19 protein-coding genes are annotated in these 22,151 nt (G+C 67.5%); 16 read left to right on the top strand and 3 right to left on the bottom strand.

Annotated elements, in window-relative coordinates; translation table 11 throughout:
* Positions 1–105 precede the first annotated feature (105 nt).
* The 4 genes from rpsA (at position 106) to JS278_RS10145 (ending at position 5,699) form a co-directional block, all read left to right on the top strand.
* A complete protein-coding gene (gene rpsA, locus JS278_RS10160; protein ID WP_114046257.1) occupies positions 106–1,617 on the top strand; it encodes a 30S ribosomal protein S1 in 1,512 nt (503 codons plus the stop codon).
* Positions 1,618–1,701: 84 nt separating this feature from the next.
* Positions 1,702–2,340: a dephospho-CoA kinase gene (coaE, locus tag JS278_RS10155; protein ID WP_245935082.1), complete on the top strand. Its 639-nt coding sequence runs from the start codon at positions 1,702–1,704 to the stop codon at positions 2,338–2,340.
* A gap of 60 nt (positions 2,341–2,400) precedes the next feature.
* Complete coding sequence (gene uvrB, locus JS278_RS10150; protein ID WP_114045086.1) at positions 2,401–4,485, top strand: excinuclease ABC subunit UvrB; 2,085 nt, start codon at positions 2,401–2,403, stop codon at positions 4,483–4,485.
* A 221-nt stretch (positions 4,486–4,706) separates the two neighbouring features.
* On the top strand, positions 4,707–5,699 hold the full coding sequence (locus JS278_RS10145) for a TerC/Alx family metal homeostasis membrane protein (protein WP_114045084.1): 993 nt from the start codon (positions 4,707–4,709) through the stop codon (positions 5,697–5,699).
* 37 nt (positions 5,700–5,736) lie between these two features.
* Here the strand turns inward: JS278_RS10145 and JS278_RS10140 are convergent, their stop codons facing one another.
* Entirely contained in the window at positions 5,737–6,375 is a 639-nt protein-coding gene (locus tag JS278_RS10140) for a maleylpyruvate isomerase family mycothiol-dependent enzyme (protein WP_245935307.1), read from the bottom strand.
* Positions 6,376–6,586: 211 nt separating this feature from the next.
* Between JS278_RS10140 and uvrA the strand changes: the two genes are divergently transcribed.
* Positions 6,587–9,601, top strand: coding sequence for an excinuclease ABC subunit UvrA (uvrA, locus tag JS278_RS10135; RefSeq protein WP_114045082.1), 3,015 nt, complete (start codon positions 6,587–6,589; stop codon positions 9,599–9,601).
* Positions 9,602–9,681: 80 nt separating this feature from the next.
* Here the strand turns inward: uvrA and JS278_RS10130 are convergent, their stop codons facing one another.
* On the bottom strand, positions 9,682–10,107 hold the full coding sequence (locus JS278_RS10130; RefSeq protein WP_114045080.1) for a Rieske (2Fe-2S) protein: 426 nt from the start codon (positions 10,105–10,107) through the stop codon (positions 9,682–9,684).
* Positions 10,108–10,164: 57 nt separating this feature from the next.
* Entirely contained in the window at positions 10,165–10,923 is a 759-nt protein-coding gene (locus JS278_RS10125; protein ID WP_114045078.1) for a histidine phosphatase family protein, read from the bottom strand.
* Between the two features lie 116 nt (positions 10,924–11,039).
* Here JS278_RS10125 and uvrC point away from each other — a divergent pair, with 116 nt between their 5' ends.
* The 11 genes from uvrC (at position 11,040) to JS278_RS10070 (ending at position 22,148) form a co-directional block, all read left to right on the top strand.
* Positions 11,040–13,067 carry an excinuclease ABC subunit UvrC gene (gene uvrC, locus JS278_RS10120; RefSeq protein ID WP_114045076.1) on the top strand — a complete coding sequence of 676 codons (2,028 nt, stop codon included), beginning with the start codon at positions 11,040–11,042 and terminating at the stop codon, positions 13,065–13,067.
* Positions 13,064–13,939: an RNase adapter RapZ gene (rapZ, locus tag JS278_RS10115; protein WP_114045073.1), complete on the top strand. Its 876-nt coding sequence runs from the start codon at positions 13,064–13,066 to the stop codon at positions 13,937–13,939. The genes uvrC and rapZ overlap by 4 nt, the downstream gene beginning before the upstream one ends.
* A gap of 95 nt (positions 13,940–14,034) precedes the next feature.
* Positions 14,035–14,970 carry a gluconeogenesis factor YvcK family protein gene (locus JS278_RS10110; RefSeq protein ID WP_114046254.1) on the top strand — a complete coding sequence of 312 codons (936 nt, stop codon included), beginning with the start codon at positions 14,035–14,037 and terminating at the stop codon, positions 14,968–14,970.
* A gap of 61 nt (positions 14,971–15,031) precedes the next feature.
* Positions 15,032–16,018 (top strand): DNA-binding protein WhiA, encoded by a 987-nt coding sequence (gene whiA / locus JS278_RS10105; protein WP_114045072.1) that lies wholly within the window; start codon positions 15,032–15,034, stop codon positions 16,016–16,018.
* Between the two features lie 188 nt (positions 16,019–16,206).
* Positions 16,207–17,214, top strand: coding sequence for a type I glyceraldehyde-3-phosphate dehydrogenase (gene gap / locus JS278_RS10100; protein WP_114045070.1), 1,008 nt, complete (start codon positions 16,207–16,209; stop codon positions 17,212–17,214).
* 126 nt (positions 17,215–17,340) lie between these two features.
* A complete protein-coding gene (locus JS278_RS10095) occupies positions 17,341–18,549 on the top strand; it encodes a phosphoglycerate kinase (RefSeq protein ID WP_114045068.1) in 1,209 nt (402 codons plus the stop codon).
* On the top strand, positions 18,549–19,328 hold the full coding sequence (tpiA, locus tag JS278_RS10090) for a triose-phosphate isomerase (RefSeq protein WP_114045066.1): 780 nt from the start codon (positions 18,549–18,551) through the stop codon (positions 19,326–19,328). Before JS278_RS10095 ends, tpiA begins: the two co-directional genes overlap by 1 nt.
* A gap of 260 nt (positions 19,329–19,588) precedes the next feature.
* The gene (gene secG, locus JS278_RS10085) at positions 19,589–19,834 is read left to right on the top strand and encodes a preprotein translocase subunit SecG (protein ID WP_114045064.1); all 246 of its coding nucleotides are present in this window, start codon (positions 19,589–19,591) and stop codon (positions 19,832–19,834) included.
* A 172-nt stretch (positions 19,835–20,006) separates the two neighbouring features.
* On the top strand, positions 20,007–20,315 hold the full coding sequence (locus JS278_RS10080; protein WP_245935081.1) for an RNA polymerase-binding protein RbpA: 309 nt from the start codon (positions 20,007–20,009) through the stop codon (positions 20,313–20,315).
* Between the two features lie 5 nt (positions 20,316–20,320).
* Positions 20,321–21,793 (top strand): bifunctional folylpolyglutamate synthase/dihydrofolate synthase, encoded by a 1,473-nt coding sequence (locus JS278_RS10075; protein WP_425451506.1) that lies wholly within the window; start codon positions 20,321–20,323, stop codon positions 21,791–21,793.
* Positions 21,794–21,797: 4 nt separating this feature from the next.
* Positions 21,798–22,148: a DUF4233 domain-containing protein gene (locus JS278_RS10070; protein ID WP_114045057.1), complete on the top strand. Its 351-nt coding sequence runs from the start codon at positions 21,798–21,800 to the stop codon at positions 22,146–22,148.
* Positions 22,149–22,151 lie beyond the last annotated feature (3 nt).

Raw genomic sequence — 22,151 nt, 5'->3', positions numbered from 1 at the left:
TCACGTTCGCTGATCCGCACCTCGGGCCGCCAGTCCGGTCGGCGTGGACCGGTGGGGGACATGGTGCGGAGCTTGCACATCACACACCAATCGGAGCCCTACTACATGACCTCCTCCACTGAGGCCTCCACCTCGAACACGGTCGCCGCCAGCGACCAGCAGACTGCCGCCACCGCGACCGCGAAAGACTCGGTCACCGTTGACGACCTGGGCAGCCCTGAGGCCTTCATGGCCGCGGTGGACGCCACCATCAAGTATTTCAATGACGGCGACATAGTCACCGGCACCGTCGTCAAGGTCGACCGGGACGAGGTTCTCCTCGATATCGGCTACAAGACCGAGGGCGTCATCCCCTCCAAGGAACTCTCCATCAAGCACGACGTCGACCCCTTCGAGGTCGTTCAGGTCGGCGATGAGATCGAGGCTCTTGTCCAGCAGAAGGAGGACAAGGAGGGTCGTCTGATCCTGTCCAAGAAGCGCGCCCAGTACGAGCGCGCCTGGGGCACGATCGAGAAGATCAAGGACGATGACGGGGTCGTCAACGGCACCGTCATCGAGGTCGTCAAGGGCGGCCTGATCGTCGACATCGGCCTGCGTGGCTTCCTGCCGGCGTCCCTGGTCGAGATGCGTCGCGTCCGCGACCTCCAGCCCTACGTGGGCCAGGAGATCGAGGCCAAGATCATCGAGCTCGACAAGAACCGCAACAATGTGGTCCTGTCGCGCCGCGCCTGGCTGGAGCAGACCCAGTCCGAGGTGCGTCACAACTTCCTGCAGCAGCTGCAGAAGGGCCAGATCCGCAAGGGCGTCGTCTCCTCCATCGTCAACTTCGGCGCTTTCGTCGATCTGGGCGGGGTGGACGGTCTGGTGCACGTCTCCGAGCTGTCCTGGAAGCACATCGATCACCCGAGCGAGGTCGTCGAGGTCGGTCAGCCGGTCACCGTCGAGGTGCTGGACGTCGACATGGATCGCGAGCGCGTCTCGCTGTCACTCAAGGCCACCCAGGAGGATCCGTGGCAGGCCTTCGCCCGCCTGCACCAGATCGGTCAGATCGTGCCCGGCAAGGTCACCAAGCTCGTTCCCTTCGGCGCCTTCGTGCGTGTCGAGGACGGCATCGAGGGCCTGGTGCACGTCTCCGAACTGGCTGAGCGTCACGTCGACCTGCCCGAGCAGATCGTCTCGGTCGGCCAGGAGGTCATGGTCAAGATCATCGACATCGACCTGGACCGTCGTCGCATCTCGCTGTCCCTCAAGCAGGCCAACGAGGGCATCGACGTCGACTCCGACGAGTTCGACCCGTCGCTGTACGGCATGACCGCCTCCTACGACGAGGACGGCAACTACATCTACCCCGAGGGCTTCGATCCGGAGACCAACGAGTGGAAGCCGGGCTACGACGAGCAGCGGATCGCCTGGGAGCAGCAGTACGCCGAGGCCCAGGCCCGTTGGGAGGCTCACAAGAAGCAGGTCGTCGCTGCCGAGGAGGCCGAGCACGACGCCACGGTCTCGAGCTCCAGCAGCTCTTCCGCGGGCTACGCCTCGCAGCCCGCCGAGGGCGAGGGTTCGCTGGCCTCCGACGAGGCCCTGCAGGCTCTGCGCGACAAGCTGACCGGCGCCTGAGCGGAACGCTGAGAGATCACATCGGTGTGGGCCTCGTCCGGGCTTCCGGACGGGGCCCACACCCGTCTTCTGGGAGGAGCATCCGTGAGCCCGGACCACGCGGTCCCCGCGGCAGTGGGACGACGCCGCCGGATCGCCCTGACAGGGGGGATCGCCAGCGGGAAGTCGACCGTCGGGAGGCTGCTGGCCGGCCACGGGGCCATGCTGGTCGACTACGACGGGCTCTCCCACGAGGTGGTGGAGCCGGGTACAGAGGGGCTGAGACTGGTCGCGGAGACCTTCGGGTCGGAGGTGGTGGCCGAGGACGGCGGGCTTGACCGGGCGGCGCTGGCCGGGCTGGTGTTCGCCGATCCGTCGGGGCGCGCGCGGCTGGAGGGGATCATCCACCCGCTGGTGCTGGCCGAGGCGGATCGCCGCGAGGCCTCGGCGCCTCCGCAGCAGGTCGTCGTCCACGACGTCCCGCTGCTCATCGAGGCCGATCTGGTGGGCGGCTTCGACGTCGTGATCGTCACCGATATCGATCCCGACGAGCAGGTCCGCAGAGCGATGGAGCGCGACGGGATGAGCGAGGACCAGGCGCGGTCCAGGCTCTCGGCCCAGGCCACCCGGGAGCAGAGACTGGCCGTGGCCGATATCGTCATCGACACATCGGGGCCGTTGAGCGCCCTGCCCGGCGTCGTCGATGGGTTGTGGGAAAGGCTCCAGGAGGTGTCGTGGTCCTGATTGCCCGATCCGGTCTCTCCTGTCAGAGAACTGTCCGTGAAGGCGCCTAGTCTGGTGTCCATGCGTCCGGTCACTGATCTCACTCGTCGTGTCGCCCCCTTCCACGTCGTCAGCGATTTCGAGCCCTCCGGCGACCAGCCGAAGGCCATCGACGAACTGGAGGAGCGCCTGACGAACGGGGAGCAGGACGTCGTGCTGCTCGGCGCCACCGGCACCGGTAAGACCGCCACGGTGGCCTGGCTGGCCGAACGCGTGCAGCGTCCGATTCTGGTGATGCAGCCGAACAAGACCCTGGCGGCGCAGTTCGCCCAGGAGCTGCGCACCTTCTTCCCCGACAACGCCGTCGAGTACTTCGTCTCGTACTACGACTACTACCAGCCCGAGGCGTACATCCCCCAGAGCGACACCTACATCGAGAAGGACTCCAGCCTCAACGAGGAGGTCGAGAGGCTGCGCCATTCGGCCACCAACTCGCTGCTCACCCGCCGCGACGTCATCGTGGTGGCCACCGTCTCGGCCATCTACGGCCTGGGCACGCCCCAGGAGTACGTCGACCGGATGGTGACCCTGCGCGTCGGCCAGGAGTGGGACCGCAATGAGCTGCTGCGCTCCCTGGTCACCGAGCAGTACGTGCGCAACGACCTGGCCGGGGAGCGCGGCACCTTCCGGGTCCGGGGCGACACCCTGGAGATCTTCCCGATGTACGAGGAGAACGCCCTGCGGGTCGAGTTCTTCGGTGACGAGATCGAGGCTCTCACCACGCTGCATCCGCTCACCGGCGAGGTGATCAGCGAGGACCAGGAGGTCTACGTCTTCCCGGCCACCCACTACGTCGCCGGCCCGGAGCGGATGGAGCGGGCCATCAGGGGCATCGAGGCCGAGCTGGCCGACCGTCTGGCGGTCCTCGAACGCGACGGCAAGCTGCTGGAGGCCCAGCGGCTCAAGATGCGCACGAACTACGACGTCGAGATGATGCGGCAGGTGGGAAGCTGTGCCGGTATCGAGAACTACTCCCGTCATATCGACGGGCGCGAGCCCGGATCGGCCCCGAACTGCCTCCTCGACTACTTTCCCGAGGACTTCCTGCTGGTGGTCGACGAGTCCCATGTGACGATCCCGCAGATCGGCGGGATGTACGAGGGCGACATGAGCCGCAAGCGCACCCTGGTGGAGCACGGCTTCCGGCTGCCCAGCGCGATGGACAACCGACCGCTCAAGTTCGACGAGTTCGTGCGCCGGATCGGCCAGACGGTGTATCTCTCGGCCACCCCCGGATCGTACGAGCAGGAACGGTCCGACGGCGTCGTCGAGCAGATCATCCGTCCCACCGGGCTGATCGACCCGGAGATCATCGTGAAATCCACCAAGGGCCAGATCGACGACCTGATGGGGGAGATCCGCACCCGGGTGGACAAGCAGGAGCGGATCCTGGTGACGACACTCACCAAGAAGATGGCCGAGGATCTCACCGACTACCTCATGGAGCACGGCATCAGGACCCGCTACCTGCACTCCGAGATCGACACCCTCAAACGCATCGAACTGCTCAAGCAGCTGCGGACGGGCGAGTTCGACGTCCTTGTCGGCATCAACCTGTTGCGCGAGGGACTCGATCTTCCCGAGGTCTCCCTGGTCGCCATCCTCGACGCCGACAAGGAGGGTTTCCTCCGGTCGGAGCGGTCCCTGATCCAGACTGTCGGCCGCGCGGCGCGGAATGTGAACGGGCAGGTCCACATGTACGCCGACGCCATCACCGACTCGATGCGGGTGGCGATCGACGAGACGAACAGGCGCCGCGAGATCCAGATGGCGTACAACACCGAGCACGGGATAGACCCGCAGCCGCTGCGCAAGAAGATCGGCGACATCACCGAGATGCTGGCCCGCGAGGAGGCCGACACCAGCGCTCTGGTGTCCTCGGTGACCGGGGGCAGGTCGTCCTCGGACGCCGCCGGAATGGAGGGCCGCCGCAGTCTCGACACGTCGAAGATGGCCGCATCCCAGCTCGGCGATCTCATCGTCGAGCTGAGCGCCGAGATGCGCGAGGCCGCGGGGGACCTCAAGTTCGAGGTCGCGGCTCGGCTGCGCGACGAGATCGCCGATCTGAAACAGGAGTTGCGGCAGATGGTGGAGGCCGCCAGATGAGGCGTTCCGGGGCCTGAGGCGCCAAGAGCCCCGCCGCCCGGTTTTCGGAACGGCCGTCGCAGTGCCAGACTTACTCACTTGGAGGGGAGTACTCCTGAGAACGCTGTGGTCGTCACCACGGTCGCGCCATCGCGCCCCGGCCACGCAGTCCCGGCACACCGGCCACCCAGGCCGGCGGGGCGGACGAGACCTCCGGACCTTGAACCACCCCTGGAGGCCCGGTGCACGTTCACCCCTATATCTGGATAGTCACGATCGTCATCATGGTGGCACTGCTGCTGGCCGATGCGCTGATCCTCGGACGTCGGCCGCACATGCCGACGATGAAGGAATGCGTGTCATTCATCGGTCTGTACGTCGTGCTGGCGGTGCTGTTCGGACTGGGAGTGATCGGAGCCTCCGGCGGGGAGTTCGGCAAACAGTTCTTCGCGGTCTGGTTGACCGAGTACAGCCTGTCGCTGGACAACCTGTTCATATTCATCATCCTCATGACGAAGTTCAAGGTCCCCGGTTACCTCCAGCAGTTCACCCTGCTGGTGGGCATCATGGTGGCACTGCTGTTCCGGGGAGTCTTCATCGGACTCGGGCAGGCCGTCCTCAACGCCTGGGCCTGGGTGTTCTTCCTGTTCGGGGCCTTCCTGCTGTACTCGGCGATCGGCCTGGTGCGCGACTACCTGCGCAAGACTCCGGAGGACGAGGACGCGGGCGACAACGCCGTGATGCGATGGGTCCGTAAGCACCTGCCGGCCACCGGCGACTACCGCGGCGCAGCGATGTTCGTACGCGAGGACGGCAAGATCCTCGCGACCTCGCTCTTCATCGTGGTGCTGGCGCTGAGCACCGCCGACCTGCTCTTCGCGCTGGACTCCATTCCGGCGAGCTACGGGCTGACCGGGGAGGCCTACCTCATCTTCACCGCCAATGTGTTCGCGCTGATGGGGCTGCGGCAGCTGTACTTCCTGCTCGGCAACCTGCTCCACAAGCTCGTCTACCTGCCGCTGGGGCTGTCGGTGATCCTCGGTTTCATCTCGGTCAAACTCATCCTGCACGCCCTCCATCACTACGGTCTGGACCAGAGATGGTTCGGAGTCCGCACCGAGATCTCGGTGGAGGTGTCGCTGGCAGTCATCGTGGTGACCCTGCTCGTCACAGCCGTGACAAGCATCATCCATTCCCGACGGGTGGGACGCGGGGCCGACGCGGCCGGCAGCTGATCGCCGATCCGACGAGGCGGGGCCCGCGGCTTCAGGTTCAGCCCAGGATGGGCAGGGCGATGGCCTCGGCGCCGTTGAGGCCATCGGTGCCATCACGGCCCGAGAGCCAGCCGGCCAGCTCGGCGTCCCCGCCGCGGATGGTGGTCGCGAATCCCGATCCGCCGACCCGTTCCGAGAGCCCGGATGAACTGAGCACCCGCATCGCCGGTGTGCCGGGCCGGTGCTTCAGCCGGAAGCACACCCATTCGAGGAGCCAACGGGCGGCGCGACCGGAAATGTCGCGCATACCGAATCCGACGTCGAGATCGACGTGATGGAGCAGCACCTCGGCCAGGCGCACCGCCGGGAGCTGGGTCGCGTCGACCACCACCCCTGCGGCCAGTTCCACCGGTGTGGGGCCCTTCAGCGAGATGAGCTGGTCGAATGCCTCGTGGAGGCGACCGGCGCTGGTGTCCAGGTCGATCTGGAGTTCCAGGCCGCCACGCTCCGACCCCCGCTCGATCTCCCGGTCGCGGTCGGAGATCGACGGGTAGAGAGGCGGGTGCTCCCCCCGGGAGACGGCTTTGACCAGACCTGCCAGCGCATCGGCGTTGCGGGCCAGATGGGTGGCCACGTGGGCGCGGGTCCAGCCGGGGAGGTGACTGGGAGACTGCCACTGCTCGTCCGAGACCCCCATGGCGGATCCGAGCAGGCGCTGGGTCGCCTCGAGCTTGACGGCGCGGACCTCGGCCATCTCCCCGCTGATGGTCAGCGAGTCGGTCCGCGTCGGTGAAGTCATGCGATCCACGGTAGTGGGCGAAGCCGGAAGCCGATACCCGGGGGGTGGTGGAACTGTGAGGTTCGCCACTCGCGGACCGGCGGCGGAAGTGTCGGAGGGTGCCCCTACCATGAAGCCCGTGAGTGATCGCATCATCGTCCGGGGCGCCCGGGAGCACAACCTTCGCAACGTCAGCCTCTCGCTGCCGCGCGACGCCATGATCGTGTTCACCGGTCTGTCGGGATCGGGCAAGTCGTCGTTGGCCTTCGACACCATCTTCGCGGAGGGGCAGCGCCGTTATGTCGAGTCCCTGTCCTCCTACGCCCGCCAGTTCCTGGGGCAGATGGACAAGCCCGACGTCGACTTCATCGAGGGGCTCTCGCCGGCGGTGTCGATCGATCAGAAGTCCACCTCACGCAACCCGCGGTCGACGGTGGGCACGATCACCGAGATCCACGACTATCTGCGGCTGCTGTGGGCGCGTATCGGCAGGCCCCACTGCCCGGTGTGCGGGGAACCTGTCTCCCGGCAGACCCCGCAGCAGATCGTCGACCGTCTGATGGCACTCGACGACGGCACCCGCTTCCAGGTGCTCGCCCCGGTCATTCAGGGCCGCAAGGGGGAGTACGTCGACCTGTTCCGCCAGCTCGTCACCGACGGCTACACGCGGGTCCGGGTGGACGGCCAGGTCCATCGACTCGACGATCCGCCCGCCCTCGACAAGAAGCGCAAGCACAACATCGAGGTGGTGGTCGACCGGATCGCGGTCAAGGAATCTGCCAAGCAGCGACTCACCGAGTCTGTGGAGGCGGCGCTGGGCCTGGCCCACGGCGTCGTGGAGATCGACTTCGTGGACCGCGAGCAGCAGGCACGCGACCGTACCCGCAGATTCAGCGAGAAGATGGCCTGCCCGAACCAGCACGACATCGACATGGACGAGCTGGAGCCCCGGCAGTTCTCATTCAACGGTCCATGGGGCGCCTGCCCCCAGTGCTCCGGGCTGGGCACCACGCTCGAGGTCGATGCCGACCTGGTGGTCCCCGATCGTGGCGTCAGCCTGGTCGACGGGGCGGTGGCTCCGTGGTCCACCCCGCAGGTCGCCAATCATTTCCGGCACGTCTTCGAGTCCCTGGGCCGTGATCACGGCTTCGACCCCGAGCTGGCCTGGCAGGATCTTCCGGAACAGGCCCGGGCGCTGGTGCTGCACGGCGACGGGGATCCGGTGATGATCAGCTACCGGAACAGGTTCGGCCGGGTGCGCAGCTACTCGCAGAACTACGAGGGGGCGCTTCACTACGTGCGACGCCGGTTCGACGAGGCCGAGACCGACTCGGCCCGGGCGAGGTGGGGGGCCTACCTGCGTGAGAGCCCCTGCTCGGCCTGCCACGGGCGACGTCTCAAGCCCTCCAGCCTGGCGGTGACGGTCGGCGGGCGCTCGATCGCGGAGGTCTCGGACATGTCGATCGGTGAGGCCTCGGTCTTCCTCGACGGGCTGGAGATGACGCCGCGCGAGCTCAAGATCTCCGAGAGGGTCATCAAGGAGGTCCGGGCCCGGCTGCGATTCCTGGTCGACGTCGGCCTGGACTATCTCACCCTCTCCCGCTCGGCGGGATCGCTGTCCGGCGGAGAGGCGCAGCGGATCAGACTCGCCACCCAGATCGGATCCGGCCTGGTCGGGGTGCTCTACGTGCTCGACGAGCCCTCCATCGGCCTTCACCAGCGCGACAACCGCCGATTGATCGAGACCCTGCTGAGACTGCGCGATCTCGGCAACACCCTGATCGTCGTCGAGCACGACGAGGACACCATCCGGGTTGCCGACTGGGTGGTCGACGTCGGTCCCGGGGCCGGGGAGCACGGTGGCCGGGTCGTGGTGTCCGGGCCGGTGAAGGAGCTCCTGGAGAGCGCTGACTCGGTCACGGGCGCCTATCTGGCCGGGCGCAGATCCATTCCGCTGCCCGAGCACCGTCGTCCCCGCAGCGGCCGCGAGGTCGTGGTCCGCGGAGCCCGGGCGAACAACCTGCGGGGGATCGACGTCTCCTTCCCGCTCGGCCAGCTGGTGGTCGTGACCGGGGTCAGCGGATCGGGCAAGTCGACGCTGGTGAACCAGATCCTCTACCGATCACTGGCCCACCGGATCCAGGGGGCCCGGGCGGTGGCCGGAAAGCATGACACGATCAACGGGGTGTCGAATGTGGACAAGGTGATCCACGTCGACCAGAGCCCGATCGGACGCACCCCGAGATCCAACCCGGCGACCTACACCGGCGTCTTCGACAAGATCCGAGGGCTCTTCGCCCAGACCCCCGAGGCGAAGGTGCGCGGGTATCAGCAGGGCCGGTTCTCCTTCAACATCAAGGGCGGCCGGTGCGAGAACTGCATGGGCGACGGCACCATCAAGATCGAGATGAACTTCCTGCCGGACGTCTACGTGCCCTGCGAGGTGTGCCACGGGGCCCGGTACAACCGTGAGACCCTCGAGGTCCACTACAAGGGGAGGACGATCGCCGAGGTGCTCGACATGCCCATCGAGGAGGCCTGCGAGTTCTTCGAGCCGATCAGCGCGATCCATCGCCATCTCAAGACCCTGGTGGAGGTGGGGCTCGGCTACGTCCGGCTCGGACAGCCGGCCACCACCCTGTCCGGGGGAGAGGCGCAGCGGGTCAAGCTGGCCTCCGAGCTGCAGCGCCGGTCCACCGGCAACACCATGTATGTGCTCGACGAACCCACCACCGGCCTGCACTTCGAGGACATCCGCAAGCTTCTGGGGGTGCTCGGCCGACTGGTCGACCAGGGCAACTCGGTGGTCGTCATCGAACACAATCTCGACGTCATCAAGACGGCGGACTGGCTCATCGACATGGGTCCGGAAGGAGGTTCGGGCGGAGGCACGGTCGTCGTCGAGGGAACCCCTGAGGAGGTGGCTGCCGATCCTGGCTCCTACACCGGACAGTTCCTCAAGGAGGCGCTGGAGGGTAGGGAGGTGCCGGTGGGGGAGCAGCCGGCCCTCGTCGCGGCCCCGGAGGACGCGAAGTCACCGGGCAGGGCGAAGGGCAGGGCGGCGAAGGGGAGCCGTAAGAAGAAGGCGGTCGCAGCGGACAGGAAGCCCGGGGCGGCTGAAGCCAGGTCGCGGAGGGCCTCCTGATCTCACTGGTCAAGGCGGCGTGATGCCGAGGCCGTCTGTTCCGAAGAACCCTGAGATCAACCGGCAGATGGCGCTGGGGTTCAGGCGCTGACCTTCAGATCGGACCCGTCGACCGACACGGTCGCCGCGGTGAGGCCCTTGGTGGCCGGCCCCTGGGCCACCGAGCCGTCAGCGATCTTGAAGTGGGAGTCATGGCAGGGGCAGACGATGAGGCCGTCGCGCACCGCCGAGACGTTGCAGCCGGCGTGCGGGCACACTGAGCTGAAGGCCCGGTACGTTCCCTTGGACGGCTGGGTGACGACGTATCTCTTGCCCTCGAGGACGATCCCGCCGCCGATCGGAACCTTGGACGCGGCGACGGAGGCGGGGCCGGCGGTCGATGAGACTCCTTGGCCGGCCTCGTCCCCGGAACACGCGGCGAGGCCGGCTCCGGTGGCGAGTGCGGCCAGGCCCAGAGTGGTTCTGAGTAATTCGCGTCTGGGCAACTCGCGTCTGGTGGGTGACATGGGAGGGCCCCCGTTCGGTGCTGACAGATCAGGTGAGGCCAATTGTGGACCCCGGCATCAACGGGTGCCCGGATTTCCCGTGGCATGAGCGCTGGCGCCCGCAACGAGGCCTGCGACGATCAGGTGGTCGACACGGTTGATCCAGTGCACCTCGGTGATGCCTCGGGGCCCCATCTCGATCATGGAGGTGGAGGTGTTCGCCAGATTGAACCACCACGGCTCCGTGCCGGCCGCGTATCCGCCGAGGCTCTCCTGTCGCTGCGGGGACAGGATCGCCGAGAGGATCAGCGCTCCGATCGCGCCGTGCGCCACGATCGCCACGACGTCGTCCGGTTCGTGCGCCTCGAGCACCCAGTCGCGGATGCGGGCCGCGCGGGCGGCCGCCTGCTGGGTGGTCTCCACATCGCCGGAGTACCAGCCCTGCTCGGTGACGGTGTCGGGAAACACCACGTGGCCGGTGATGGAGGCCAGTTCGCTGCGCGCGGTGCCGGGAACCGCGCTGAACCCGTGGCCGTTCCAGTCGGTGGGCCCCGGGCGCTCGTAGAGGAAGTCCTCGACGACCAGCGGGAGGTCCAGAGCCGTGGCGACCGGTGCGGCGGTCTCGATGGTGCGCCTCATCGGCGAGCAGTAGAGACGGGTGGGATGCGGGTCGACACCGCCGATCCAGGCACCCAGTGCCTCGGCCTGTCTGATCCCCAGCTGGGTGATCGGCGGGTCGGCGACCCTCGTGCTCAGGTAGTTCTCGGGATGGTCGGCGTCCTCGGTGACCAGGGCGTTGTTGGCGGACTGGGCATGACGGATCAACAGCAGATGCACGTCGACAGCGTATCGGGACGGGCTTGCCGGACGCGGTTGCGGACCTGACCCGCTCGGGGAGGAGCGAGCGCTTGCGCGAGCGAGGAAGGGTCGTCCCTTCCTCTTAGGATGTGTATATGCCTGATCCGTCCACCTACCGTCCTGCGCCGGGCACCATCCCCACCGAGCCGGGGGTCTACCGGTTCAGCGACGAGCACGGCCAGGTGATCTACGTCGGTAAGGCCAAGAACCTGCGCAATCGGTTGAACTCCTATTTCCAGGACATCTCGGCACTCCACCCGCGCACCCAGCGGATGGTCACCACCGCCGCCCATGTGCAGTGGACGGTGGTGCAGAACGAATTGGAGTCGCTGCAGCTCGAATACACCTGGATCAAGGAGTACGACCCGCGGTTCAACGTCATGTACCGCGACGACAAGACCTACCCGTGGTTGTGCGTCACCTGGTCCGATGAGATTCCCAGGGTCTTCGTGGGGCGCGGCGCCCATCGCAAGGACTGGCGCTATTTCGGCCCCTTCGGCCAGGCCTGGGCGATCCGCGACACCATGGAGACCCTGCTGAGGGTCTTCCCGATGAGGTCCTGCTCGACGGGCGTCTTCAATCGTGCGAGGACACAGGGCAGGCCGTGCCTGCTCGGCTACATCGGCAAGTGCTCGGCGCCCTGCGTGGGCCGTATCAGCCCGGAGGCGCACCGGGCGATCGCCGATGATTTCTGCGCCTTCATGGCCGGTCGCTCGACCGGGCTGGTGCATCGTATCGAGAGGCAGATGGAGCAGGCCGCCGAGAATCTGGAGTTCGAGCGGGCCGCCGTGCTGCGCGATTCCCTGGGGGCCCTCGACAAGGCCACCCAGCGCAACGCCATCGTCCTGGGCGACGGTACCGATGCCGACGTCATCGCCCTGGCGCTGGACCCTCTCGAGGTGGCCGTCAAGATCTTCCACGTCCGCGCCGGCAGGGTGCGGGGGGAGCGAGGATGGGTGGCCGATCGCGCCGATGCTGCAGAGGACGCCGACCTCATGGAGCACTTCCTGCTCCAGCTCTACGGCGCCGGTGACGTGACCCGCGGGGAGGTACGCGAGTCGGGGGAGGGGCCCGCGGTCCCTCGCCAGGTTCTGGTCTCGCACGAGCCGGCATCCCTTGACGCGCTGACCGACCTGCTCAGCGAGGCCCGCGGATCCCGGGTCGAGATCCGTGTCCCCCGAAGAGGGGACAAGCGCACCCTGATGGACACCGTCACCCGCAACGCCGAGGAGACACTGGCCCAGCACAAGCTGAAGCGCGCCTCAGACCTGGCCACCCGCACCCGGGCTCTGGAGGAGATCCAGGAGGCGCTGGGCCTGGATCGCGCCCCGCTGCGGATGGAGTCCTACGACATCTCTCACATCCAGGGCCGCCAGGTGGTCGGCTCGATGGTGGTCTTCGAGGACGGTATGCCCCGCAAGTCGGAGTACCGGCGATTCATCATCAAGAGCTTCGAGGGTTCCGACGACTTCGCTGCGATGCACGAGGTGCTGTCCCGGCGTCTGAGGCGCCTGGTGGAGGATCGCGAGGCGATGGCCGAGGAGGTGGGCGACGGGGAGACCGGATCGTTGGTCGACCCGACCACCGGCGCCCCCCGCAGGTTCGCCTACGCCCCCCACCTCATCGTGGTGGACGGCGGCGCACCCCAGGTGCATGCCGCCCAGGAGGTGCTCGAGGAGTTCGGGCTGAGCGAGGAGATCGCGCTGTGCGGACTGGCGAAACGACTTGAGGAGGTCTGGATGCCGGACGAGGAGTGGCCGGTGATCCTGCCGCGCACCTCGGAGGGCCTGTACCTTCTCCAGCGGCTGCGCGACGAGGCCCACAGATTCGCCATCACCTTCCACCGGTCGAGGCGGTCCAAGGCGATGGTCGAGTCACTGCTCGACGACGTCCCGGGACTGGGCGAGACGAGACGCAAGGCCCTCCTCAGCCATTTCGGATCGCTGAAGGCCCTGCGGCGCGCCGATGCCGGCGAGATCGCGCAGGTGCCCGGATTCGGGCCGGTTCTGGCATCCGCGGTTGTCGCCGCGCTCGCGGCGGACAAGCCGGAACCGGCCGTCAACACCGCGACCGGGGAGATCCTGGAGGATGATCCTCCCGGCGGCCATACGATGGGATCGTGAGCAGTCAAGACACCAGCCCCGTCCCGCCGCGCGTGGTCATCATCACCGGGGTCTCCGGTGCCGGACGCCGGACCGCCGCTCATGCGATGGAGGATCTCGGCTGGTACGTCGTCGACAATCTGCCTCCTGCGATGCTCGGGCTGCTTGTCGACGAGGTCTCCTCGAACGGCATCGACCGTCTGGCGGTCGTGCTCGACGTGCGCACCCGGGGCATGTTCGAACAGGTCGGCAGGTCCTTGCGCGATGTCGCACTGCGCGGCATCAACCCTGAGACGGTCTTCCTGGAGGCCTCGGACGAGACCATCGTCAAGCGCCAGGAGTCGAGTCGTCGCCCGCTGCCGCTGCAGCACGGCGGACACCTTCTGGAGGCGGTGGCGCTGGAGCGGCGCATGCTCTCGGTGCTGCGGGCCGCCGCGGACCTGGTGATCGACACCACCGGTATCACCACCCGCCAGCTCGCCCAGCGCATCGACCACGCCTATGGGGACGGTGAGACCGGTCTCACCTTCCAGCTGATGTCCTTCGGGTTCAAACGTGGCGTGCCGATCGACGCCGATCTGGTCTTCGACGTCCGCTTCCTGCCGAATCCCTACTGGGTCCCGGAGCTGAGGCCCAAGACCGGTCTGTCCTCCGACGTCTCCTCCTACGTGCTGGCCCAGCCCGGGGCCCGGGAGTTCATCGCCCGGGTCGACGAGCTGCTGGAAGGTATGGAATCGGGATATCTTCGGGAGGGGAAGAAGCAGGTCACAGTTGCCATCGGCTGCACCGGCGGAAAGCATCGGAGCACCGCCACGGCGGAGGAACTGGCTCGGCGGCTGCGCTCAAGGGGGCGCCGGGCGACAGTCCTGCATCGCGATCTTGGGAGGGAGTGAGCGTGGCAGGGATCATCGGGTCGCCGGGGCCGACGGGGACCGGGGAGCATCCGGGTGGGTATCCCGCGGACGGCCATGACTACACGGGAGGCCCCGTGGTGACCGCTTTCGGCGGCGGTCATGGGCTGGCCGCATCGCTGCGGGCCCTCAGAAGGGTCACCTCCCGGATCAATGCGATTGTGACGGTGGCCGACAACGGGGGGTCGTCGGGCCGGTTGCGCGACGAGTTCGCATGCCTGCCGCCGGGCGACCTGCGTCGTGCACTCGCGGCGCTGTGCGCCGACGACCGGGTCGGGCGAACCTGGGCGGAGGTCCTCCAGGCACGGTTCGGTGGCGAGGGGGAGCTGGCCGGGCATGCGATCGGCAATCTGCTCATAGCGGGCCTCTGGCAGGAGCTCGGGGACCCGGTCGCCGGTCTCGACATGGTCGGAGAGCTGCTGGGTACCCGCGGCCGGGTGCTGCCGATGTGCCTCGTCCCGCTGGACATCTCGGCGGAGGTCATCGGTCTGGATCCGCTGCGTCCCGACGAGACGTACACGCTGACCGGGCAGTCCACCGTGGCGAAGACCCGTGCCGAGGTGCTCACCGTCCATCTGGAGCCGGAGAACCCGGCCGCGTGCCCGCAGGCGATCGAGGCGATCCGCGACGCCGACTACCTCGTCCTGGGGCCGGGGTCCTGGTTCACCTCGGTGATACCCCATCTGCTGGTGCCCGAGATCGCCGACGCGATCATCGAGTCGCGGGCGCACAAGATCCTCACTCTCAACATCGCTCCGGCCGATGAGACGGACGGGTTCAGCCCCGCCCGCCACATCGAGGTGCTCGCCGAGCATGAGCCCAGGATCCGGTTCGACACGATCCTCGCCGACCGGGTGTTCGCCGGAAGTGACACCCACCTGGTCTCCTATGCCCGTAATCTCGGCGCGGAACTGATTGAGGCGGACATGGCCGCCAGGGACGGGTCAGCCCGTCATGACACGCTACGGTTGGCCTCCGCCTATGCCGAGATCATGGGATCGGTGCCACACTGAGCGACGATCCGGTGCGGATCAGGCCCACGGCATCACTGCTATTGAAAGAGGTACACATCAGATGGCTCTCACCACCCGAGTGAAGTCGGAGCTCTCGATCGTGATGGCGCCGAAGCTGTGCTGCCGACGTTCGGAGATCGCGACGACGCTGCGGTTCGCCGGGGGGATCCATCTGGTTCAGGGTCATGTGGTCATCGAGGCCGAACTCGACACGGGCGGTGCGGCCAGACGTCTGCGCCAGGCCATCTCGGAGATCTACAATCTGGATGCCGAGGTGGTCGTGGTACACGGCTCCGGCCTGCACAGGAACACCCGGTATGTGCTTCGGCTGGTGCGTGGGGGCGGCGATCTCGCCCGCCTCACCGGACTCCTCGACCGGCGGGGGATGCCGGTGCGCGGTCTTCCGGTTCCGGTGGTCGGCGGCGGTCAGTGCTGCCAGGCGGCGGCCTGGCGGGGAGCCTTCCTGGCGCGGGGCTCCCTGACCGAGCCCGGGCGGTCGATGGCGATGGAGGTCACGGCCCCCGGGGCGGAGGCGTCGCTGGCCCTGGTCGGCGCGGCCCGGCGGCTCGATATCTCGGCGAAGTCGCGGCAGGTCCGTCAGCTCAACCGGGTGGTGATCCGGGATGGTGACGCCATCGCGGCGATGCTCACCCAGATGGGGGCTCACGAGTCTCTGCTGGCCTGGGAGGATCGGAGGCTGCGCCGCGAGGTGCGGGCCTCGGCCAATCGGCTGGCCAATTTCGATGATGCGAACCTGCGCCGGTCCGCGCGGGCCGCGGTGACGGCCAGCGCCCGGGTGGAGCGCGCCCTGGAGATCCTGGGCGTCGACGTCCCGGACCACCTCATGGCGGCCGGGAAGCTGCGCCTGGAGAATCGCAACGCCAGCCTCGAGGAACTCGGCCGACTGCACCAGCCGCCGTTGACGAAGGATGCCATCGCCGGACGGATCCGTCGGCTTCTGGCGATGGCGGACAAGGCCGCGGACGTCCGGGGGGTGCCGACCACCGTGGAGTCCCTGCCCCCGGAGGCGCGCGAGGACCGGGGCTGATATCCGGGCCGGGTGACCGCTGCACGTGGGTCCGCCACGACGGCAGGGCCTCTGCACGTTCGGGGCCGACGGAGCATGTGGTCGTGGGAAAAACCACCCTGATCTCCCGCCCGGGGGTGGATTTGGTTATTCTTGGTGGCGTCCGCGTGCCCCTCGGGGCACTCACCCCATCTGTAGGAGATCCCTGTATGACCGTCAAGGTTGGTATCAACGGGTTCGGCCGCATCGGCCGCAACTTCTTCCGTGCTCTGCTCGAGCAGAAGGCGGACCTGGATGTCGTGGCCGTCAACGACCTGACCGACAACAAGACCCTGGCCCACCTGCTCAAGTACGACTCGCTGCTGGGTCGTTTCCCCGGTGAGGTGACCTACGACGACGAGGGCATCGTCGTCGACGGCAAGCACATCAAGGTGCTCGCCGAGCGCAACCCGGGTGATCTGCCCTGGGGTGATCTCGGTGTCGAGGTCGTCGTGGAGTCCACCGGCTTCTTCACCGACGGGACCAAGGCCAAGGCCCACATCGACGGCGGCGCCAAGAAGGTCGTCATCTCGGCCCCCGGCAAGAATGTCGACGGCACCTTCGTGATCGGTGTCAACGACGGCGACTACGACAACGCCACGCACAACATCATCTCGAACGCGTCCTGCACCACCAACTGCCTGGCTCCGCTGGCGAAGGTGCTCAACGACGAGTTCGGCATCGAGCGCGGCATCATGACCACCATCCACTCCTACACCGGCGATCAGCGCCTGCTCGACGCCCCGCACAGCGATCTTCGTCGCGCCCGCGCCGCTGCTCTGAACATGATCCCCACCAAGACCGGCGCTGCACAGGCCGTCGCCCTGGTGATCCCGGAGCTCAAGGGCAAGTTCGACGGTCTGGCCGTGCGCGTCCCGACCCCGACCGGCTCCCTGACCGACCTCACCTTCGAGGCCTCCAAGGAGGTCACCGTCGACGCCGTCAAGGCCGCCGTCAAGAAGGCCGCCGAGGGCGAGCTCAAGGGCATCCTGGCGTACACCGAGGATCCGATCGTCTCGACCGACATCCAGGGCGATGCGCACTCCAGCGTCTTCGACGCCACCGAGACCAAGGTCATCGGAAACCTGGTCAAGGTGCTCTCCTGGTACGACAACGAGTGGGGCTACTCGAACCGTCTCGTCGACCTCACCGAGCTCGTCGCCGAGAAGCTGGCCTGAGTCCGCTGAACGCCACGGCGTGATCGCAACGACGGCCCCGTGCCCCCTGCGGGGCACGGGGCCGTCGCTCGTGCCCGGCCGGCCCTCCTGTCGGCCATCTCAGAACCTCCACAGAAAGGATCGTCCATGAAGTCAGTTGAGGACCTCGGCGACCTGTCAGGCAAGCGGGTTGTCATCCGCTGCGATTTCAATGTCCCGCTGGACGGCGAGACCATCACCGACGACGGCCGCATCAAGGCCGCCCTGCCGACCCTGGAGCAGCTCCACCGGGCCGGCGCCCGGACCACCATCCTGGCCCACCTCGGCCGCCCGAAGGGCGAGGTGAATCCCACGTACTCGCTGGCCCCGGTGGCCAAGCGGCTCGGCGAGCTGATGGGGCTCGACGTCAAGCTGGCCGCCGACGTGGTGGGCCCCTCGGCCCAGGAGACCTCCGCCTCCCTGGGTGACGGGGACATCGCCCTGGTCGAGAACGTCCGATTCGAGAAGGCCGAGACCTCCAAGGACGAGGCCGAACGCGTCGAGCTGGCCAAGAAGTACGCCGCCTTCGGCGACTACTTCGTGTCCAATGGTTTCGGCGTGGTGCATCGCAAGCAGGCCTCGGTCTACGACCTGGCCAAGCTGCTGCCGAATGCCGCCGGATCCCTGGTGGCCAAGGAGGTCGAGGTCCTCGAAGGCCTCACCGCCGATCCGAAGCGCCCCTTCGCAGTGGTGCTGGGCGGCGCCAAGGTCGCCGACAAGCTGGCCGTCATCGACAACCTCCTGAAGATCGCCGACACCCTGGTGATCGGCGGTGGCATGGCCTTCACCTTCATCAAGGCCCAGGGCCACGAGGTCGGCACCTCGCTGGTCGACGACGACTCGATCGATGCCGTCAAGGGCTACCTGGCCCAGGCTGAGGCGGCCGGCAAGAAGATCCTGCTGCCGGTCGACGTGCGGGTCTCCGATGACGTCGATTTCGGCGCTCACACCGTCGGCCAGGTCGACGTCGTGTCTGCCGACGCGATGCCCGCCGGCAAGATGGGTCTGGATATCGGCCCCGACACCGAGAAGCTGTACGCCGACGCCGTCAGGAGCGCCTCCAGCGTCTTCTGGAACGGCCCGATGGGCGTCTTCGAGATCAAGGGCCTGGAGGAGGGCACCCGCGCGGTGGCGCAGGCCCTCACCGAGGTCAAGGGCCTGTCAGTGGTCGGCGGCGGCGACTCCGCCTCGGCCGTCCGCTCGCTGGGCTTCGCCGATGACCAGTTCGGTCACATCTCCACGGGCGGTGGCGCCTCGCTGGAGCTCATGGAGGGCAAGGAACTGCCCGGAATCGCTGTGCTGAAGGAGAACAACTGATGTCGCGTACCCCGATCATGGCCGGGAACTGGAAGATGAACAAGGACCACCTCGCGGCGGTCCAGCTCGTCCAGGACCTGGGTTCGGCACTGGTGGACAAGGATTACGATCCCGCCTCCACCGAGGCCGTCGTCATCCCCCCGTTCACCGACATCCGCTCCGTCCAGGTGCTGGTGGAGGGTGACAAGCTCCCGCTGGTCTGGGGAGCACAGGACATCTCCGCGAACGAGGACGGTGCCTACACCGGCGAGGTGTCGGGTGCGATGCTGGCCGCGCTGGGCTGCAGCTACGTGGTGGTCGGCCACTCCGAGCGCCGTGAGTACCATGCCGAGTCCGACGAGCTGGTCAACGCCAAGGCGAAGAAGACCATCGAGCACGGCATGACCCCGATCATCTGCTGCGGCGAGGCCCTTGACGTCCGCAAGGCCGGCAAGCACGTCGAGCACACCGTCGGCCAGATCAAGGCCGACCTGGCCGGGATCGATTCCGCCGACGTCGCCAAGCTGGTCATCGCCTACGAGCCCATCTGGGCCATCGGTACGGGCGAGACCGCCACGGCCGACGACGCCCAGGAGGTCTGCGGGGCCATCCGCAAGGCCGTCGAGGAGCTCTACGACGCCCCGACCGCCGAGGCCGTGCGGATTCAGTACGGCGGCTCGGTCAAGGCCGGCAATGTCGTCGAGATCATGGGCAAGCCCGATATCGACGGCGCGCTGGTGGGCGGTGCCTCGCTCAAGCCCGGCGACTTCACCGAGATCGTGACCTTCTACCAGAAGTGATCGATCCCTGAGATCATTTCTCAGAGGTCGAGATTCGCGGGTGCCCCGGGCCGCAAGGCCCGGGGCGCCCTGCTGTCCTGACCCGTTCGGGGAGGAGCGAGCGCCTTCTGGTCGAGCGCGGAAACAGATCCGGGATGCAGTGCGTGGCCGGCGATACAGACTCGACCGATGTGGATGCCATCGCCCGAGGGGTGCAGGGGGGTCGTCCCTCCGCCTGAAATATGTGAGTTAGGGTGTACCACGTGATTTCCGCGCCGCTCATGACATGGCCTGTGATGACTCTGTCGATCGTCCTGTGTGTGATCAGTGTGATCCTCACTCTCTTCGTGCTTCTCCACAAGAGCAAGGGCGGCGGACTGTCCGACCTGTTCGGCGGGGGAGTCTCCACATCGATGGGCGGTCATTCGGTCGCTGAGCGCAATCTCGATCGCCTCACAGTGATCGTCGGCGTGGTCTGGGTCGCCTGCATCATCGCCCTGCTGGCGGTGTATCGCTACGGCGTGTGAGTCGCGGGCGGGCGCCACCGAGAGCGCCCGCAACGTCGGTACCGGGGCACAGTGGTTCCGGGATGACGATCGGACGGCCGACTGACGGCCGCCCTCCATCTCATGACGAGGAGAGTGCAAGGACGTGGCCGGTGGTAACGCCATTCGAGGAAGTCGGGTCGGTGCGGGCCCGATGGGAGAGGCCGAGCGGGGGGAGTCCGCGCCCCGGGAGGTCGTGACCTACTACTGCGCGAATCACCACGTGATCCGGCCGGTCTTCTCGGTCGACGCGCAGATCCCTGACACCTGGGACTGCCCCAAGTGCGGGTATCCGGCCAATCGGGACTCCAAGAATCCGCCGCCTCCGCCGAAGATCACGCCGTACAAGACCCATCTGGCCTACGTCAAGGAGCGCCGCAGCGATGAGGAGGCGGCAGCCATCCTCGCGGAGGCTCTGGAGAGCCTGCGGGAGCGTCGCCGCAGCGGAGAGGTCATCTATTGAGCGACATCGACTCCGACCGGTCCGCCCACGACCGGCTGGCGGCCGCGCTGCAGGTCCGTTGGCCCGAGAACCGGATCGGACCGGGTCTGGGGCGCGAGAAGGCTCTCCTCGATCTGCTGGGCAGTCCCGAGAGCGCCTGTCCGGTGATCCAGATCGCCGGCACCAATGGCAAGGGTTCGACGGCGATCATGATCGAGGCGCTGCTGCGCGCCGCCGGGCTTCGGGTGGGCCGGTACTCGTCGCCCCATCTTGTTGATGTGCGCGAGCGGATCTGCATCGACGGCGAGCCGATCAGCGTCGAGACCTTCGACAGCGTCTGGGAGCAGGTCTCCCCGATGGTGCAGATGGTTGATGCGCAACGGATCGACGGTATCGAGATGACCTTCTTCGAGGTCATCACGGCCATGGCGTTCGCGGCCTTCGCCGATGCTCCGGTGGATGTCGCAGTGATCGAGGTGGGCCTGGGGGGGCGCTGGGATGCCACGAATGTGGCCGATGCCCAGGTCGCTGTCATCACCCCGGTGGCGATGGACCACATGCACATCCTCGGCGACACCCTCGACAAGATCGCCGCCGAGAAGGCGGGGATCATCAAGGCCGGGTCGCGTGCCGTCATCGCCGGGCAGAAGCCGGAGGCCGCTGCTGTGCTGCTGGCTCAGTGCACCGACGTCGGGGTGCAGCCGGTCCTCGAAGGGCCCGACTACGCCCTGCTCGAGCGGCGCCCCGCGCTGGGCGGTCAGGTGATCAGGATCGAGGAGGCCGCCGGGCCCCTCGGCGAGCTGTATCTGCCGCTGTTCGGCGAGCACATGGCTCACAACGCCGCGCAGGCTGTGGCCGCCGTGGAGGCCTTCCTGGGTGGCAAGCCTCTGAGCCCGGCGATCATCGAGCAGGGTCTGTCGCAGGTTCATGCCGAGGCCCGTCTCGAGGTGGTGCGCCGTTCTCCGACGATCATCCTCGACACCTTCCACAATCCGCACGGCGCCGGCTCGGCGATGGCGGGCCTGCGCGAGTCCTTCGACCTTCATCCCCTCATCGCGGTGGTCGCGGCGATGCGGGACAAGGACATCGACGGCGTGCTGTCGGAGATGGCCGAGGACGTGGACCACGTGGTCGTCACCACGATGCCGGAGCTGTCCAGGGCGCTGCCGGTCGACGAGCTGGCCGACAAGGCGTCGGCCCACTGGGATGCCGAGCATCTGGACGTCGAACCGACCGTCTCCGAGGCGATCGAGCGGGCGATCCGGATCGCCGATGCCAGCGGTCCGGGGGCCGGCATCCTCATCGCGGGTTCGGTGATCCTGGCCGGGCAGGCCCGGGCGATCCTGCTGCCCGACGGCGTCAACCATGCGAGGTCGCTGCCTCAGGCCGTGGTGGAGACGCCCGACCTCTCGGATGAGGACGTCGCGGCGATGGAGGGCCGTCGGCTTGAGCCGGTGGACGACGATCCGGACATCGCCGACGACCACGAGGACTGGTGACGCGATGCGCACGGGGCTCGAGAACGAGAACCCGATGGTCAGTCCGCTCGCCGCGACCCTGACCTTCGAGGCGGTGGTCTTCGTGCTGGCCGTGCCGGGGATGATCTTCATCTCGGAGCTGCCGGCCGGCCCGGCGATCGGCGCGGGAGCCCTGGGCATCGTGCTCTGCCTGGCCGCGCTCGCGGGACTGCGCCACGGCTGGGGATACCCGGTGGGCTGGCTCACCCAGGCCGTGGCTGTCGCGATGGGACTGCTCACCCCGATGATGTACCTGGTCGGGGCGATCTTCGCGGTGATCTGGGTCTCCACCTTCGTGCTGGGAAGACGTCTTCAGAGTCGTCGGCCCGCACGCTGACCG

It is taken from the genome of Acidipropionibacterium virtanenii, from assembly GCF_003325455.1.
Taxonomy (GTDB): Bacteria; Actinomycetota; Actinomycetes; order Propionibacteriales; family Propionibacteriaceae; genus Acidipropionibacterium; species Acidipropionibacterium virtanenii.
Note: the sequence above shows the minus strand (reverse complement) of the source record. Positions and strands in the feature narration are given on the sequence as shown.